Raw genomic sequence first — 14749 nt, forward strand, 5'->3', positions numbered from 1 at the left:
GACGATTACATCGCGGTGAAGTGCTTGGCGAGCTCATAGGGAGTCACCTGGGCGCGGTAGTCGTTCCATTCCTGTCGCTTGTTGCGCAGGAAGAAGTCGAAAACCTCCTCGCCGAGGGTCTCGGCCACCAGGTCCGAACTCTCCATGATCTCCAGGGCGTGCGAGAGGCTGCCGGGCAGGGCCTCGATGCCCATCGCACGACGTTCGGTGTCCGAGAGCAGCCAGACATTGTCCTCGGCCTCATCGGGCAGTTCATAGCCCTCCTCGATGCCTTTGAGTCCGGCCGCGAGCATGAGGGCATACGACAGATAGGGATTGGCCGAGGAGTCCAGGGCCCGGTACTCCACCCGCGCCGAGGAGGACTTGCCCGAGTTGTACTGCGGGACCCGGACCAGAGCGGACCGATTGCGATGGCCCCAGGAGATGTAGGACGGCGCCTCGTGTCCGGTCCACAGACGTTTGTAGGAGTTCACGTGCTGATTGGTCACGGCCGAGATCTCCGCCGCATGCGTGAGCAGCCCGGCGATGAACTGACGTCCGGTCCGCGACAGCTGGTACTCCGCCCCCGGTTCGAAGAACGCATTGTTCTCACCTTCGAACAGTGACACGTGCGTGTGCATGCCGTTACCCGGATGGGTCGCGAGCGGTTTGGGCATGAAGGAGGCGTACACGCCCTGCGAGATCGCGACTTCCTTGATCACCGAGCGGAAGGTCATGACGTTGTCGGCCATCGTCAGGGCGTCCGCATAGCGCAGGTCGATCTCGTTCTGGCCGGGTCCGGCCTCATGGTGGGAGAACTCCACCGACAGCCCCATCGCCTCGAGCATGGTCACGGCCGAGCGGCGGAAGTCGTTGGCAGTGCCGCCGTTGACGTGGTCGAAGTAGCCGGCCGTGTCGACCGGGATCGGCGCGGTGCCGTCGGAGATGCCGCTGACCTGGTCGAGGTTGTCGGTCTTGAACAGGTAGAACTCGATCTCCGGATGCACATAGAAGGTGAACCCGCGTTCGGCCGCCTTCGCGAGCGTGCGTTTGAGCACGTTCCGCGGATCCGCCGGCGCGGGCTCTCCGCCCGGCACATGGATGTCACAGAACATGCGACCGGTCGGTTCCGTCTCTCCCCGCCAAGGCAGCAGGGAGAAGGTCGACGGATCGGGTTTGAGCACCATATCGGCCTCGTAGACCCGCGAGAGTCCCTCGACGGCCGAACCGTCGAACCCGATGCCCTCGGCGAAGGCACCTTCGAGTTCGGCGGGAACGATGGCCACGGACTTCAGCTGTCCGAGCACATCGGTGAACCAGAGTCGAATGAATCGCACTTCACGATCTTCGACGGTCCTGAGAACGAATTCCTCCTGCCTGGTCATCCGATCAGCCGTTCCACTTCTCGTCGTCTTCGTCCCACTTCTGGCTGCGCTCGCGTGCCTTCTCCAGAGCCGCGCGTGCGACTTCCTCGGTCTCGTACGGACCCATGCGATGGGTCCAGTCGCTGACCAGGCCCTTCTCGACGGTGTTCGTCTCGAGATTGAAGTAGTACTTCGAGTTCGGATCGTCGATATCCTCGTAGAGTCCCATGGCGAGCCTTCTCTCCTTCGCGGGGTTCTGCATTGGTCCTTTCAGCTTACCGTTTCGCCACCGCGAACGCCGTCTCCCCGTGTTCTTCGCAGTGACGGGGTGCCGACACCGCCTGGAACTATGTTTTCCGCGTCATCTGGTTCCCATTTGCACGGATTCCGCAATATCTCTGACGAAAACAGCCATAAAGGTTTGCTCTGCAAACCTTCCGAGAATACAGTTGGAGACATCGTCGGCCGACGGCGGGGTCGGTCGCGTCCGCCCTATGGCGAAAGAACACGAGAGAAGGACACACAATGCGCATTTCAGTGCCCACCGAGGTCAAGAACAACGAGTTCCGAGTCGCCATCACGGCAGCCGGTGTCCACGAGCTCGTCGCCCACGGTCATGAGGTCACCGTGCAGGCGGGGGCCGGCGAAGGATCATTCATCACCGATGAGGAGTATTCGGACGCCGGAGCCAGCATCGCTGCCGACGCCGCCGAGACCTGGGCCGCGGGCGAACTCGTGCTCAAGGTCAAGGAGCCCATCGAGCAGGAGTACGAATTCCTGCGCAAGGACCTCATCCTCTTCACCTACCTCCACCTCGCCGCCGATGAGGCCCTGACTCAGGCGCTGATGAAGGCCGGGACCACTGCCATCGCCTATGAGACCGTCCAGCCCGACGGCGGAGGGCTGCCGCTCCTGGCTCCCATGAGCGAGATCGCCGGACGCCTGTCGACGCAGGTCGGCGCGCACAGTCTGCTCAAGGCCAGCGGCGGACGCGGCATCCTGCTGCCCGGCGTGCCCGGGGTCGAACGCGCGAATGTCGTCGTCATCGGCGCCGGTGTGGCCGGCACGAACGCCGCCCGCATGGCTCTTGGCCTCGGAGCGAACGTCGAGGTCATCGACATCAACATCCCGCGGCTGCGTCAGATCGATGAGACCTTCTCCGGTGCGATCGCGACGAAGGTGTCGAACAAGTACGAGATCACGAAGTCCCTGGCCGGTGCCGACCTCGTCATCGGCTCCGTGCTCATTCCCGGCAAGAAGGCCCCGAAGCTCGTCACCGACGAGATGGTCGCGGATATGAAGCCGGGTTCGGTCCTCGTCGACATCGCCATCGACCAGGGCGGCTGCTTCGAGAACTCCCGTCCCACCACGCACGACGATCCGACGTTCCCCGTCCACAACTCGGTCTACTACTGCGTGGCGAACATGCCCGGGGCCGTGCCCAACACCGCGACCGCGGCGCTGACGAACGCGACTCTGCCCTTCGCCGTCAAGATCGCCGATCAGGGATGGCACGAGGCCCTGTCGAACGATTCGGCCCTGGCCCGCGGACTCAACATCCACAACGGGCATGTCACGAACGACAACGTCGCCGACGCCTTCGACCTCGAGGCCGTGTCGGTCGCACACGCCCTGGCGAACTGAGACCGCATCCGCTGCCGATTCCGAGGCTCCCGCGGCTGACTCGCACCCGTGGCGGGCGCGGGTCAGTCGCGGGAGACGATGGTCGTGAAGCGGAAGTGCTCCTCGCACAGACGCCCCGCCTGCTCGGCATCCTGATCGGCGATGGCTTCGACGATCGCGGCGTGGTCGGCCACGGCGCGGTCGAAGAGCTCAGCGGAGAACGGGTCGTGCCGGAAACCGGCGTTGATCTTCGTATCGATGTCGATGGCCATCCGCACGAGTTCCGGATTGTGGCCGGCACGGGCGACGGCGAAATGGAACTGAGCATCCGCGGTCCGGGCGGCGGCTGCCTCGGCGCGTCGGGAATAGGTCTGCGCCAGCTGTCGGAGCTCGATGAGCTCGCCATCGGTGCGGCGACGGGCCGCAGTCGCGGCCAGCGAGTTCTGGAACACGGCGCGGGCATCGAGCAGGTTCCGTCGCTCGGCATGGAATTCCTCGATCCGGCCCGCCATCGGAGCCAGGGTCTCCGGGCGGGCGTTCTTCACGAACGTCCCGCCTCCGCGCCCTCGGCGGCGTTCGACGACGCCGAGGCGTTCGAGTCGCAGCAGGGCCGCCCGCACGCTCGAACGCGAGACCTGCAGGTCCGCGGCCAGCGTCCGCTCTCCGGGCAGCAGCGTGCCCTCCGGCAGAGCCCCGACCGCGATGCCCGAGAGGATGTGGTCGGCGATCTGCTGCGGCGCACTGGTCAGGCTCACCACATCTCCGAGACCGGAGAACTCGTGGCTGACCCCCGTCGTCTCTTCGCTCACCGGCCCTCCTGCTGTGTTCATCGTCTGAACCGACCGCGGCACAGTGCCGGGCCGATCGTTCCGCCGAGGCTCGAGTGCGAGTACGGCTGCTTCGATTCTAGACGCGCCGTCCCGGTCCGAACACCGACAGACTTCGACGAACTGGGACAAAGGCGGACAACCACCATAGAATCAGAATCATCATGACAGCTCATACGCGCCTACTCACTCCCGGCACCGTCTCCCCCGAACGCGGTGTGCCGAAGAACATCGCCCGCCCCGAATACGTCGGACGCGCCGACGCCGATGAGGGCCGCGGCAACAACTTCTACTCCCCCGAGGAGGTCGAGATCGTGCGGGCCGCGGGACGGATCGCAGCGAATGCGCTGGCCGCGGTCGGTGAGATGCTCGCCCCGGGGATCACGACCGATGACATCGACGCAGTCGCACACGAATACATGTGCGACCACGGAGCCTATCCGTCGACGCTGGGCTATCGCGGGTTCCCGAAGTCTGTGTGCACCTCCGTCAACGAGGTGATCTGCCACGGCATCCCCGATTCCACGGTGATCGAGGACGGCGACATCGTCAACGTCGACATCACCGCCTATTTCGAGGGGATGCACGGCGACACGAACTTCACGTTCTACGCCGGCGAGGTCGACGAGACCTCCCGCCTGCTGGTCGAACGCACCCACGAGGCGATGATGCGCGGGATCAAAGCTGTCAGACCGGGACGAGAGATCAACGTCATCGGTCGGGTCATCGAGAAGTACGCCAAGCGCTTCGACTACGGCGTCGTCCGCGACTACAGCGGCCACGGAGTCGGACGCGAGTTCCACTCCGGCCTCATCATCCCCCACTACGACGCCGCGCCCGCCCACGCCGAGGTGATCGAGCCGGGCATGATCTTCACCATCGAACCGATGCTCAATCTGGGCACGATCGAGTGGGATGTCTGGGACGACTCCTGGACCGTGGTGACGAAGGATCGGAAGCGCTCGGCCCAGTTCGAGCACACCCTGGTGGTGACCGAGACCGGCGCGGACATCCTGACTCGGCCCGATGTCGCCATCACCGGAGGGCCGCTGAGCGATGGGCACTGAGATGACGACGGGAGCCTGTGACCACTTCGCCATCGGCATCGACATCGGCGGAACCGGCATCAAGGCGGCCCTGGTGGACACGGTCACCGGGAAGCTGGCGTTCAAACGCCTGCGCGTGCTGACTCCGAGGCCCGGCACCCCGGAAGCCGTGGCCGAAACGATCGCCGATCTGCTCGAAGCAGTCACCGACCGGGCCCTGGAGCTCGAGCTCATCGCCGACCGAACCGAGATCGACCGACTGCCCGTCGGCTGCGGCTTTCCCGGCGTCATCCGCGACGGTCGAGTCGAGTTCACCGCCAACCTCGATCAGAGCTGGGTCGGGTCGAAGATCGCGGAGATCATCGGCGAGGGCACCGGACGCAGGGTCTATTTCCTCAATGACGCCGATGCCGCAGGTCTGGCCGAGATGAACTTCGGTGCCGGTCGCTCGCATCGGAAGAAGACGGTTCTGGTCACGACCCTGGGCACAGGCATCGGCACGGCGCTGTTCACGCAGGCCCGACTCGTTCCCTATACGGAGCTCGGCCACATCGAGATGAATGGCGCCGATGCGGAGACTCAGGCCGCAGAGTCGGTCAAAGTCCGCTTGGGGCTCAGCTATGAGGAATGGGCCGCCCGCCTGCAGCAGTACTACTCGATCATCGAGCTGCTCGTCGCCCCCGATGTCATCATCGTCGGCGGCGGAGTCTCGAAGTCCCATGCCCGGTTCCTGCCGCTGCTGTCCACCAGGGCCGAACTCAAACCCGCGAAGCTGCTCAACAACGCCGGGATCGTCGGGGCCGCCATGATCGCTGCCAACGACGGCAAGGCGAAGGTGAAGAAGAGCGAATCGAAGGGATGAGGCACAGCCGCAGTCCGGTGCCCCTCCTGCTCACCCTGGCCGGCCTCACCGTGACTTTCGCGATCGGATCCGCGGTCATTCTGATCTGGCCTCGGGCCCTTCTGGCCGGGATCGTCATCGCCTGCTGCGGATTCGTCCTGTCCGTGGTCGCCGTTCTTCGGCTGACCGGCCGCCGCTGGGCCCCGTGGCTGGTCGGCCCGGCGGTCGCCCTGGCCGGAACCGGCACGATCATGCTCGCCGAGGACATCGCACTGTCACAGGTCGGTGACGTCACCGAGGCCGTCGTCGTCGATCATGAAGTCGAGCAGAAGGTCGTCCACAATTCGAGGTCTCGCAATCGCACGGTCCACACGCACACCTATTCGCTTGAGGGCACCGATGGCAGGCCGCTGGAACAGCCGATGGTCTACCGCGGCGAAGGCGGTTACGACGACATCGACATCGGCGATGACATCACCGTGCTCGTCGATCCGCAGGGCCGGGCCGAGACGGAATTGGCCGACAATGTCGACATCGGGACCGATATCGCGATCCTCGTCGTCGGCAGCGTCGCCACGATCGGTGCCTTCGGCATCCTCGTGCTCGTCGTCGGGCTCAACGGTCGGCTCCACCGTCATCGTCGCCGAATCGGTGTGACAGCCTGAGGGGCCTCCGCAGCGCCTCGGTGGCCTGTGCACGGTCGGAGGGAGAGGACAGGCCACCGATACGCCGGGTTCTGTCGACGAGTCGGTCACCCTTCTCGCCTGACGGTCATCTGTCTGGGACCGATGTCGCCATCGGCCTCGAGCGATCCACCCGACGACTCGGCGAGCAGCCTCGAACGTCGTCTGTCTGATCTTGCTCCGGATGGGGTTTGCCCAGCGGCGTCGGTCACCCGACACCCTGGTGGTCTCTTACACCACCGTTTCACCCTTACCCGGCCGAAACCGGGCGGTCTGCTCTCTGTTGCACTGGCCCGCGGGTTGCCCCGGGTGGGTGTTACCCACCATCCCTGCTCTGTGGAGCCCGGACGTTCCTCAGCCGTTGCCGGCCGCGACCGTCTGGTGACCTGTCCTCAAGCAACCCATTCTACCTGCTCAACCCAGTCGCGAGTCATCCGGTCGCGCAAATCCGGGTCCTTCGGCGGCCGAACGTGACGAAGCTCATCCATATGCCCGACCGGGCATGTCGGTTCGTGCTCATACGATGGATGGGTGAAGATCCTGTTGCCGCCCTCCGAGGGCAAGACGCCTGCTCAGAACGGTCCCGCTCTCGACCTCGACGGCTTATCGGCACCGGAGCTGCGCAGTCAGCGCGAACGTGTCCTGGCCGCGTTGAAGAAAGTCTCGACGCGATCGGACGCCCTCGAGCGCCTCGGCGTCGGTGCCTCTCTGGCCCAGGACGTCGAACGCAACACCGTCCTCGATACGATCGCCTGCGCACCGGCGCTGCTCACCTACTCCGGCGTCCTGTACGAGGCCATGGGTGCCACCGCACTCGTCGCCGCTGCCGACGATGACGAGGTGCTGCGAGAGCGCCTGCATGACGTCCTCGTCTTCTCCGCCCTATTCGGGCGGGTGCACGGCCTCGATGTCATCCCCGCCTACCGGCTGGCGATGAAGACAGAACTGGCAGACCTCGGTCGCCTCACGTCGTTCTGGAAGCCGATCCTTGCCGAGTCCTCGCCCCTCTCCCCCGCCGAGGTGGCCCTCGACTGCCGGTCGAGCGATTACCGATCGGCCTGGCCCGGTCCGAACGACCGGGTCGTGACCATGGGGGCCGTCACGGTCAAGGACGGCAAGCGCCGCGTCGTCTCCCATTGGGCGAAGTTCTACCGTGGGCAGTTCGCCGGCCGGCTGCTCGCCGACGAACGTCAGCTGCCGGAGAGCACCGACGAGCTGGTGGCTCGGGCCCAGGAGTTCTACGATGTCGAGTTCACCCCGCACACCGCCTCGAAACCGGCGGCCCTGACGATCGTGCTCGGGGACTGAAAGGGGCTCAGTCCCGGCGGAGCAGCACCGCCTCGCACTCCTCGCATTCGTAGGTCTCGTTCACGTCCGTGCCGAGCATCGCTTTCCAGGCAGCCGCCCCGATCTGCTGACCGCACGCCTGACAGTTCGGGCCGGTGAGAACGGCCGCGCCCGGACCGCCCTGTTCGACGTTGGCATCGAAGGCCGCGACCAGTGCGGGCGGCAGCGCCGATTTCGACTCGGCCGCCGAGGCGGCATTGGTCTCCAGGAGATCTCTCAGTTCGGCTTTGCGGCCCTTGACCGCACTCTGCACCTCTTTGCCGGCCGCAGTGACCTCGGCGATCCTGTCATCGACCGAGGACAGGTCCGCCTCGGCGGTCTCCAGCGTCTCCATCTGCTCGAGCACGGCCTCCTCGAGTTCGGATGCACGAGCTTCGTGACCGGCGATCTCGTTCTGCAGGTTGACGAGGTCTCTGCTGGTCAGCCCCGTACCGTCATTGAGTTCGGCTGTCTTCTTCTCGATCTGCGTCCGCTGTGCCTCGATCAGTCCGTTGGTCTCAGCGATCGAGGTTCGATGACCGTCGACGATCTCGGATCTCTGCGTGCGCTCCTGCCCGAGCTCCTGATGGGTTCGGACGAGGTCGGCGAGTTCGTCTGCGCGTTTCGGATTGTCGTGTTCATGGCGCAGAGCGCGCCCATTGGCTGTGAGCTCGATGAGGGTCTGCAGGGCGGTGCGCTGGTCATCGGTGATGAGCATCGTCGGTGTCCTCCTCAGTAGCGTTCGACCCAGGGGTCGGTGTTGATGGCCGACCGCTGCAGGGCAACCGTGAAGCCGCGCTCGGCGAACTCCGCTTCGAGCTCTCGGGCTGCGGAGTCGAGCCACACGGTCTCCGAGGCCCAGTGCGAGACGTCGATGAGCTGGGGCCGTCCGTCACCGCGGTTCGCGGTGTCGCATGCCTCGGTGGCGGGATGATGACGCAGATCGGCGGTGATGTAGACCTCTGCGCCGCTGGCGCGGACCTCGTCGAAGAGGGAATCTCCGGCTCCGCCGCAGACGGCCACCCGGGTGACCGTCGCGGCCGGGTCACCGGCGATGCGCACCCCGGTGGTCGTGCGCGGAAGCTTCTCGGCCAGGATGCGTGCGATGTCGCGCACCGGGGTCGGTCGGGGCAGATCGCCGACTCGGCCGATGCCGGTCGGCAGCGTCCCCGATTCGGTCTCCTGATCAGGGGTGTGAGGTGCCAGCGGGAGGGCGTCGGTGATGCCCAGCAGCGAGATGAGCACATCGGAGACACCGCCGCGGGCCGAGTCCGCGTTCGTGTGCGCATTGAACTGGGCGATGCCGTTGCTGATCAGCGTGTGCACGGCCCCGCCTTTGAGGGTGGCCGCATTGACCGATTTGACGGGTTTGAGCATGAGCGGATGGTGGTTGAACACGAGATCGGCCTCGAGCACGACCGCCTCGGCGATGACCGCGTCCATGGGGTCGAGGGCCAACAGGATCGATCGGACCTCGGCATCGGGATCGCCGACGGCCAACCCCACGGAATCCCAGGACTCGGCCAGGGCCGGTGGCCACAGCGAGTCGAAGACCTTGACGCAGTCACTCACCTTCGGATGCTTCATGGGACCACACTATTACATCCGCGAAGCCGGCAGCTGACTGTGCACCGCCCGGTCGGAATGAGACGCAGTTCACTCTTGGGGCTTCTGCTCATATATTTGTCTCATGTCGACTTCACAGCCTGCCACCGCATCCCTCATGCCCACTGCCACGTCAACGGTTGCCGACCTCATCCGCCGCAGCGCCGGCCGCTTCCCCACGGATACGGCCATCGAATTCGGCGACCGCACGTGGACCTACGCCGAACTCGATGCCGCCGTCACGGCAGTCGCCCGCGAACTGCTGCGCCTCGGGGCCGGCAAGGGCGACCGGGTGGCCGCCTACGGCCGCAACTCCGACCTCTACGCTCTGCTCTATCTCGGCTGCGCACGGGCCGGCGTCATCCACGTGCCGGTGAACTATCAGCTCAAGGGCAACGAGCTCGACTACATCCTCGACAACGCCGGGGCACGGATCGTCTTCGCCGATGACGATCTCATCGAAGCCGTCACCTCCACAGCGACCGGTACGGAGGCCGAGGTCATCGACCTGGCCTCGCTGGCACCCGTGGCGACCGCGGACTCCATCGCCCCGGCCGGTGACGGGGAGTTCTCCGTCGACGACACGGACATCGCTCAGCTCCTCTACACCTCCGGCACCACCTCGGCGCCGAAGGGAGCGGTGATGACCCATCGGGCGCTGGTCCACCAATACCTGTCGGCGCTGCTGGTCCTCGACTTCACCCCCGATGACCGCGCCGTTCATGCGCTGCCGCTCTATCACTCCGCGCAGATGCATGTGTTCCTCATGCCGCTTCTGTCGATCGGCGCGCACAACATCATCGTGCCGGGCCCGGTGCCCGAACAGCTGCTGGCCCTGTTCGAGCAGCGACAGATCAATTCGTTCTTCGCCGCGCCCACCGTCTGGGTGGCCCTGGCCAACAGCCCCGAACTCGAGACCCGGAACCTCGAGAGCCTGCGCAAGGCCTACTACGGCGCCTCGATCATGCCCGGTCCGGTCCTCGACCGTCTGCGGGCGCGGCTGCCCGAACTCGGGTTCTACAACTGCTTCGGCCAGTCAGAGCTCGGCCCGCTGTGCACCGTGCTGCGACCGGAGGAGCACGACGCTCACCCGGGTTCGGCCGGACGACCGGTGATGTTCGTCGAGACGAGAGTCGTCGACTCGTCCGGTGAGGAAGTCGGGCCCGGCAGTGAGGGAGAGATGCTCTACCGGTCCCCGCAGCTGTGCGAAGGCTACTGGAATCGGCCCGAGGCCACGGCCGAGGCCTTCGACAACGGCTGGTTCCATTCCGGTGATCTGGTCAAGGTCGACGAGGACGGTTACGTCGAGGTCGTCGATCGGGTCAAGGACGTCATCAACACCGGCGGCGTGCTGGTGGCCAGTCGAGAGGTCGAGGACGTGGTCTTCGAACTCCCCCAGGTCGCCGAGGTGGCCGTCGTCGGCATCGCCGACGAGAAGTGGATCGAGGCCATCTCCGCGTTCATCGTGCTCAAACCCGATCAGGGCGCGCTCACCGGCGACGAGGTGATCGCGCACGTCAAGGCTCGGCTGGCCGGTTTCAAGGTGCCCAAACGGGTGGAGTTCGTCGCACAGCTGCCGAAGAACTCGGCGGGGAAGATCCTCAAGCGCAGTCTGCGCGAGTCCTGAGCCGAAGCCCGGGTCCGGGAACCGGCCCGGTTCCCCGGCCGCGGCACGCTCGCGGATGCGCCTGTCCCTCGGTCCGCCTCGACATTCCCATCGACGGCTGTCGGACATAGAATTCTTCCGACGGATGGGGCCGAGTCCCGTGCGATCGCGATGAACAGTGAGCAAGGAGCGCAATGGTGGAATCGAAGCGACCGGACCCATACGACCTGCCGGGCCGTCGCCGAGGTTGGCGGCTGCATGGAAACGGACGCACGATCGCTCCCGGTCAGAAGGTGCTTCCCGAGGAGCGTCTGAGCTGGCCGCGGACGATCAGCATCGGTGCCCAGCATGTCGTGGCGATGTTCGGCGCCACATTCCTCGTGCCGCTGCTGACCGGCTTCCCGCCGTCGACGACCCTGTTCTTCACCGCGATCGGGACCCTGCTCTTCCTGCTCATCACCAAAGGGATGATGCCCTCCTACCTCGGCTCGTCGTTCGGGCTGCTGGCTCCGATCGGCGCGGTCACAGGCTTCTCGGCGACTTCCGGCGACGATCTCGATCCTCATGCCATGGCCCTGGCACAGGGCGGAATCATCTCCGTGGGCGTGACGCTGGCACTCGTCGGACTCGTCGTCCATTTCGTCGGTGTGCGGTGGATCGAAGTCACGATGCCGCCGGTGGTCACCGGAGCCATCGTCGCCCTCATCGGGCTCAACCTCGCTCCCGCCGCCTGGGACTGGGTGCGAGCGGCTCCCCTGACGGCCGTAGTGACCATCGCCGCGGTTCTGCTGACCACGGTGCTGTTCCGGGGCATGCTCGGACGGCTCTCGATCCTCATCGGCGTCCTCGTCGGCTACGGCGCGGCCTGGCTGCAGGGCCAGATCGATTTCTCCACCGTCTCCGAGGCGGCCTGGGTCGGTCTGCCGAGCTTCCACGCCCCCGCCTTCGACCTCGGCTCTCTCGGCCTGTTCCTCCCTGTCGTTCTGGTGCTCATCGCCGAGAACATCGGCCACGTGAAGTCAGTGGCGGCCATGACGGGCAGGGATCTGGATTCGCTCACCGGACGCACCCTCTTCGCTGACGGGGTCGCGACCGCCCTGGCCGGCTCGGGCGGAGGGTCGGGAACGACGACCTATGCGGAGAACATCGGAGTCATGGCGGCCACGCGCATCTTCTCCACCGCCGCCTATCTGTGTGCGGCCATCATCGCCTTCTGCCTCAGCCTGCTCCCGAAGTTCGGTGAGATCATCGCCACGATCCCTTCCGGTGTGCTCGGCGGTGCCGCGACCGTGCTCTACGGAATGATCGGGATGCTCGGGGTGCGGATCTGGGCGGAGAACAGGGTCGACTTCTCCAACCCGATCAACCTCAACACGGCAGCGGTCTCGCTCATCGTGGCGATCGCGAACTTCACCTGGACTCCCGGCGGACTCCAGTTCGAGGGGATCGCCCTGGGCACCGCCTCGGCGATCATCGTCTACCAAGTGATGAAGGCGATCGCCCGGTGGCGCGGCACCGACCCCGAGGCCGTGGTCGAGAGCTTCGCCGCAGGCGACGAGCGAGCCGATACTGACGCAGACGACGGACGAGCTGATACTGACGCAGGCGACGGACGAGCTGATGCTGACGCAGGATCGCGAACGCCGCCGGTGCCCGGATCATCGGTCTGAACAGTGGTCGTGATCGGAGACTCCGCCGCGGCAGAAGTATCCGATCACGACCACTGGTTCGCAATCCGAGCGATCACCGAGCAGAATGTGCCCATCGTCGCGCGCATAAGAGAAGTGCCGCACTCGCCTGGGCGAATGTGCGGCACTTCCGTGTGGTCGGGATAGCGGGATTCGAACCCACGACCTCCTCGTCCCGAACGAGGCGCGCTACCAAGCTGCGCTATATCCCGTGACCAGCAACTACTATAGCGGTAGGAACGCGATCTGAAAAATCGGGGCCGCACGCTGACGCAGAATGAAAGGAATGTCTCATTGGCACTGACCGTCGAGACCATCACGAACACCGCTTTGGACATCCTTTCGCGCTATGGACTCGGCGACCTCTCCATGCGCCGACTCGCCCGCGAACTCGAGGTTCAGCCCTCGGCTCTGTACTGGCACGTCAAAGACAAACAGTCCCTTCTCGTCCTCATCTCGAAGAGCCTCAAGGCAGAAGTCGACGCTCTGAGTCCGGCCACCGCCGATCCGCTGGCTGCGGCCATGTCACTGCGCGAGGTGCTGCTGAAGTACAGAGACGGTGCGGAGATCCTTCTGCTCGGGTATTCGATCGCGGCCGCGGATGTCACTCCCCTGGCTCTTGGGAGTCGCCGTTTGGGCGCTGAGGTCTCACAGGGCATCCTCACGCTGACTCTGGGAACGGTGGCCGTCGAGCAGAACCGCAGACTCTTCGACATCGATCCGGCGGCCGCGGCGGAGAACTTCGCCGCCAACGCCGCACAGATGCTCCACGGCACCCGGTCACGGCCCTGAGGCGGCACAGGGCCAGGATTCGTCGGACCACCCGGATTATGGCATACTGATCAGGCGCTGTCGGCACCGTCGTCGGCGCAGTGGGGCCTATAGCTCAGTTGGCTAGAGCATCTCGTTTACACCGAGAGGGTCGGGGGTTCGAGTCCCTCTGGGCCCACCGACAGGCATCCCGCGACAGGCATTCCGCCGCAGCGGGATGCCTTCGTCATAACCGCGACTGTCGCTCTCCACTGCCCAGTGGTTCCCTCGTCGTCGGAGGCTGTCCGGCTGCCGGCGGCTCTCCGGCTGCACTTCCTCGACATCTAACCGCCGGTGACCTCGGTGCGGATCGTGAGCATGAACGCCGCATCCGTCACAGCCGCGACCGAGTGCCGTTCGGGCGGGACGGTGATGAGATCGCCGGTGGACAGCTCCCACGACTCGGTCGCCGTCACCAGCCGCACGCTGCCCTCAACCACCTGCAGGGTCGCCTCGGGCGGGGAGTCATGATCGGCCAGCTCGGCCCCTTCCGTGAGAGTGAGCAGCACCTGTCTGAGGTAGGTGCCGCTGAACACACCCCGTGCCGCTCGGCCGCTGCGGGCCCCGCGCGCCTTGCCCAGCAGTTCGGCGCTCAGCTCAGCCAGGTTCTGTGCGGTCAGTTCATCGCTCATCTGATTCCTCATTCCTTCGAAGACGGTTGCCAGGGGGTCGGTTCACGGCTTGTCCGCGTTCGTGCGTCGTCGCAGTCGGGTCCGGCAGCTCGATGCGGTGGAGAAGGGTTCGAGCGAGTCGACGGTGCTCGGTGATTGCGCGGCGTCGAGGTATCCGGCCATCAGTCCGCGGTGGATGGAGCACACCAGGTGACCGTGCGTGCTGAGGAATTCGCGCAGCGGACAGTTGTGCAGATCGATCACGTCGTCCTCGGTGCGTACGGGAGCGAAGCCCGTGGACTCAAGCGTGTCGATCAGCCCGTCGACCGCTGCGTCCCCTGCGCCGCCGGCACCGGTGCCCTCACCGGTGCCCCACTGCCGCCCCGCATCCTCGGCCTCGCTGTCAGGATCGGCCGCCGAGGCGACTCGCTCCAGCAGGATGCGCGCGAGCAGATCCGGTCGGGCCGCCGAGGGACGAGCCACGATTCGGAATCGCAGTTCGGGTCGTCCCGGCCTCCGCGCCGGGACCTGCTCCCGGATGACATCGCCATTGCTCTCGAGGACCCCGAGGTGGAAACGGACGGTGTTCGGATGGATCCCGAGGGCCTCGGCGAGTTCGGCGGCCGTCGCCGTCGTCTCTGCCCGCAGTGCACGGAGAATCTCGGCACGACGGTCACCTCGCCCGGTATGCGGCCGCTTCTGCGTTTCCATGGTGATAGTTTATACAAGAATCCATTGGA

The 14749-nt window shown here is 65.6% G+C and carries 15 protein-coding genes, 2 tRNA genes and 1 other RNA gene; 9 read left to right on the forward strand and 9 right to left on the reverse strand.

Annotated elements, in window-relative coordinates; genetic code table 11:
* Positions 1 to 5: 5 nt before the first annotated feature.
* Positions 6 to 1364 carry a type I glutamate--ammonia ligase gene (gene glnA, locus IG171_RS07020; protein WP_212130923.1) on the reverse strand — a complete coding sequence of 453 codons (1359 nt, stop codon included), beginning with the start codon at positions 1362 to 1364 and terminating at the stop codon, positions 6 to 8.
* A 4-nt stretch (positions 1365 to 1368) separates the two neighbouring features.
* Entirely contained in the window at positions 1369 to 1572 is a 204-nt protein-coding gene (locus IG171_RS07025; RefSeq protein WP_212130925.1) for a hypothetical protein, read from the reverse strand.
* A 296-nt stretch (positions 1573 to 1868) separates the two neighbouring features.
* Here IG171_RS07025 and ald point away from each other — a divergent pair, with 296 nt between their 5' ends.
* Positions 1869 to 2987: an alanine dehydrogenase gene (ald, locus tag IG171_RS07030; protein ID WP_212130927.1), complete on the forward strand. Its 1119-nt coding sequence runs from the start codon at positions 1869 to 1871 to the stop codon at positions 2985 to 2987.
* Between the two features lie 62 nt (positions 2988 to 3049).
* Here ald and IG171_RS07035 read toward each other — a convergent pair whose 3' ends face one another.
* Positions 3050 to 3775, reverse strand: a complete 726-nt coding sequence (locus tag IG171_RS07035; RefSeq protein WP_249204159.1) for an FCD domain-containing protein — start codon at positions 3773 to 3775, stop codon at positions 3050 to 3052.
* 182 nt (positions 3776 to 3957) lie between these two features.
* Here IG171_RS07035 and map point away from each other — a divergent pair, with 182 nt between their 5' ends.
* From map to IG171_RS07050, 3 genes are read left to right on the forward strand one after another with little or no spacing between them, the layout of a single operon-like run.
* Positions 3958 to 4860, forward strand: a complete 903-nt coding sequence (gene map, locus IG171_RS07040; RefSeq protein ID WP_212130931.1) for a type I methionyl aminopeptidase — start codon at positions 3958 to 3960, stop codon at positions 4858 to 4860.
* Positions 4850 to 5701, forward strand: coding sequence for a polyphosphate--glucose phosphotransferase (gene ppgK, locus IG171_RS07045; RefSeq protein ID WP_249204161.1), 852 nt, complete (start codon positions 4850 to 4852; stop codon positions 5699 to 5701). Before map ends, ppgK begins: the two co-directional genes overlap by 11 nt.
* A complete protein-coding gene (locus IG171_RS07050; RefSeq protein ID WP_212130933.1) occupies positions 5698 to 6345 on the forward strand; it encodes a DUF3592 domain-containing protein in 648 nt (215 codons plus the stop codon). The genes ppgK and IG171_RS07050 overlap by 4 nt, the downstream gene beginning before the upstream one ends.
* Positions 6346 to 6389: 44 nt before the next feature.
* Here IG171_RS07050 and rnpB read toward each other — a convergent pair.
* An RNA gene (gene rnpB, locus IG171_RS07055) (RNase P RNA component class A) lies at positions 6390 to 6753 on the reverse strand.
* A 141-nt stretch (positions 6754 to 6894) separates the two neighbouring features.
* Between rnpB and yaaA the strand changes: the two genes are divergently transcribed.
* A complete protein-coding gene (gene yaaA / locus IG171_RS07060; protein WP_212130935.1) occupies positions 6895 to 7671 on the forward strand; it encodes a peroxide stress protein YaaA in 777 nt (258 codons plus the stop codon).
* A 7-nt stretch (positions 7672 to 7678) separates the two neighbouring features.
* Here yaaA and IG171_RS07065 read toward each other — a convergent pair whose 3' ends face one another.
* Both IG171_RS07065 and IG171_RS07070 read right to left on the reverse strand, forming a co-directional pair.
* Positions 7679 to 8407: a hypothetical protein gene (locus tag IG171_RS07065; RefSeq protein ID WP_212130937.1), complete on the reverse strand. Its 729-nt coding sequence runs from the start codon at positions 8405 to 8407 to the stop codon at positions 7679 to 7681.
* Between the two features lie 14 nt (positions 8408 to 8421).
* Entirely contained in the window at positions 8422 to 9276 is an 855-nt protein-coding gene (locus tag IG171_RS07070; RefSeq protein ID WP_212130939.1) for a Nif3-like dinuclear metal center hexameric protein, read from the reverse strand.
* A 103-nt stretch (positions 9277 to 9379) separates the two neighbouring features.
* On the opposite strand from IG171_RS07070, the gene IG171_RS07075 reads away from it, so the two are divergent.
* Together IG171_RS07075 and IG171_RS07080 are read left to right on the forward strand one after the other, a co-directional pair.
* Positions 9380 to 10921 carry a fatty acyl-CoA synthetase gene (locus tag IG171_RS07075; protein WP_212130941.1) on the forward strand — a complete coding sequence of 514 codons (1542 nt, stop codon included), beginning with the start codon at positions 9380 to 9382 and terminating at the stop codon, positions 10919 to 10921.
* A gap of 173 nt (positions 10922 to 11094) precedes the next feature.
* On the forward strand, positions 11095 to 12570 hold the full coding sequence (locus tag IG171_RS07080; protein WP_212130943.1) for a solute carrier family 23 protein: 1476 nt from the start codon (positions 11095 to 11097) through the stop codon (positions 12568 to 12570).
* A 153-nt stretch (positions 12571 to 12723) separates the two neighbouring features.
* On the opposite strand, the gene IG171_RS07085 is transcribed toward IG171_RS07080, so the two are convergent.
* Positions 12724 to 12800 (reverse strand) — tRNA-Pro (locus IG171_RS07085).
* An 82-nt stretch (positions 12801 to 12882) separates the two neighbouring features.
* Here IG171_RS07085 and IG171_RS07090 point away from each other — a divergent pair.
* Positions 12883 to 13380 carry a TetR family transcriptional regulator gene (locus IG171_RS07090; RefSeq protein ID WP_212130945.1) on the forward strand — a complete coding sequence of 166 codons (498 nt, stop codon included), beginning with the start codon at positions 12883 to 12885 and terminating at the stop codon, positions 13378 to 13380.
* Between the two features lie 83 nt (positions 13381 to 13463).
* Positions 13464 to 13537, forward strand: a tRNA-Val gene (locus IG171_RS07095).
* Positions 13538 to 13682: 145 nt separating this feature from the next.
* Here the strand turns inward: IG171_RS07095 and IG171_RS07100 are convergent.
* On the reverse strand, positions 13683 to 14030 hold the full coding sequence (locus tag IG171_RS07100; protein WP_249204163.1) for a cupin domain-containing protein: 348 nt from the start codon (positions 14028 to 14030) through the stop codon (positions 13683 to 13685).
* Between the two features lie 42 nt (positions 14031 to 14072).
* Positions 14073 to 14720 carry a helix-turn-helix domain-containing protein gene (locus IG171_RS07105; RefSeq protein WP_212130949.1) on the reverse strand — a complete coding sequence of 216 codons (648 nt, stop codon included), beginning with the start codon at positions 14718 to 14720 and terminating at the stop codon, positions 14073 to 14075.
* Positions 14721 to 14749: the final 29 nt, after the last annotated feature.

It is taken from the genome of Brevibacterium sp. SMBL_HHYL_HB1 (assembly GCF_018208375.1).
GTDB classification, from domain to species: Bacteria; Actinomycetota; Actinomycetes; order Actinomycetales; family Brevibacteriaceae; genus Brevibacterium; species Brevibacterium intestinavium.

Bases quoted from the DNA above. Each gene is read 5' to 3' on its own strand.
- glnA (WP_212130923.1), bottom strand. From the start codon at position 1,364: ATGACCAGGCAGGAGGAATTCGTTCTCAGGACCGTCGAAGATCGTGAA.
- IG171_RS07025 (WP_212130925.1), bottom strand. From the start codon at position 1,572: ATGGGACTCTACGAGGATATCGACGATCCGAACTCGAAGTACTACTTC.
- ald (WP_212130927.1), top strand. From the start codon at position 1,869: ATGCGCATTTCAGTGCCCACCGAGGTCAAGAACAACGAGTTCCGAGTC.
- map (WP_212130931.1), top strand. From the start codon at position 3,958: ATGACAGCTCATACGCGCCTACTCACTCCCGGCACCGTCTCCCCCGAA.
- ppgK (WP_249204161.1), top strand. From the start codon at position 4,850: ATGGGCACTGAGATGACGACGGGAGCCTGTGACCACTTCGCCATCGGC.
- IG171_RS07050 (WP_212130933.1), top strand. From the start codon at position 5,698: ATGAGGCACAGCCGCAGTCCGGTGCCCCTCCTGCTCACCCTGGCCGGC.
- IG171_RS07065 (WP_212130937.1), bottom strand. From the start codon at position 8,407: ATGCTCATCACCGATGACCAGCGCACCGCCCTGCAGACCCTCATCGAG.
- IG171_RS07070 (WP_212130939.1), bottom strand. From the start codon at position 9,276: ATGAAGCATCCGAAGGTGAGTGACTGCGTCAAGGTCTTCGACTCGCTG.
- IG171_RS07075 (WP_212130941.1), top strand. From the start codon at position 9,380: ATGTCGACTTCACAGCCTGCCACCGCATCCCTCATGCCCACTGCCACG.
- IG171_RS07080 (WP_212130943.1), top strand. From the start codon at position 11,095: ATGGTGGAATCGAAGCGACCGGACCCATACGACCTGCCGGGCCGTCGC.
- IG171_RS07100 (WP_249204163.1), bottom strand. From the start codon at position 14,030: ATGAGCGATGAACTGACCGCACAGAACCTGGCTGAGCTGAGCGCCGAA.
- IG171_RS07105 (WP_212130949.1), bottom strand. From the start codon at position 14,720: ATGGAAACGCAGAAGCGGCCGCATACCGGGCGAGGTGACCGTCGTGCC.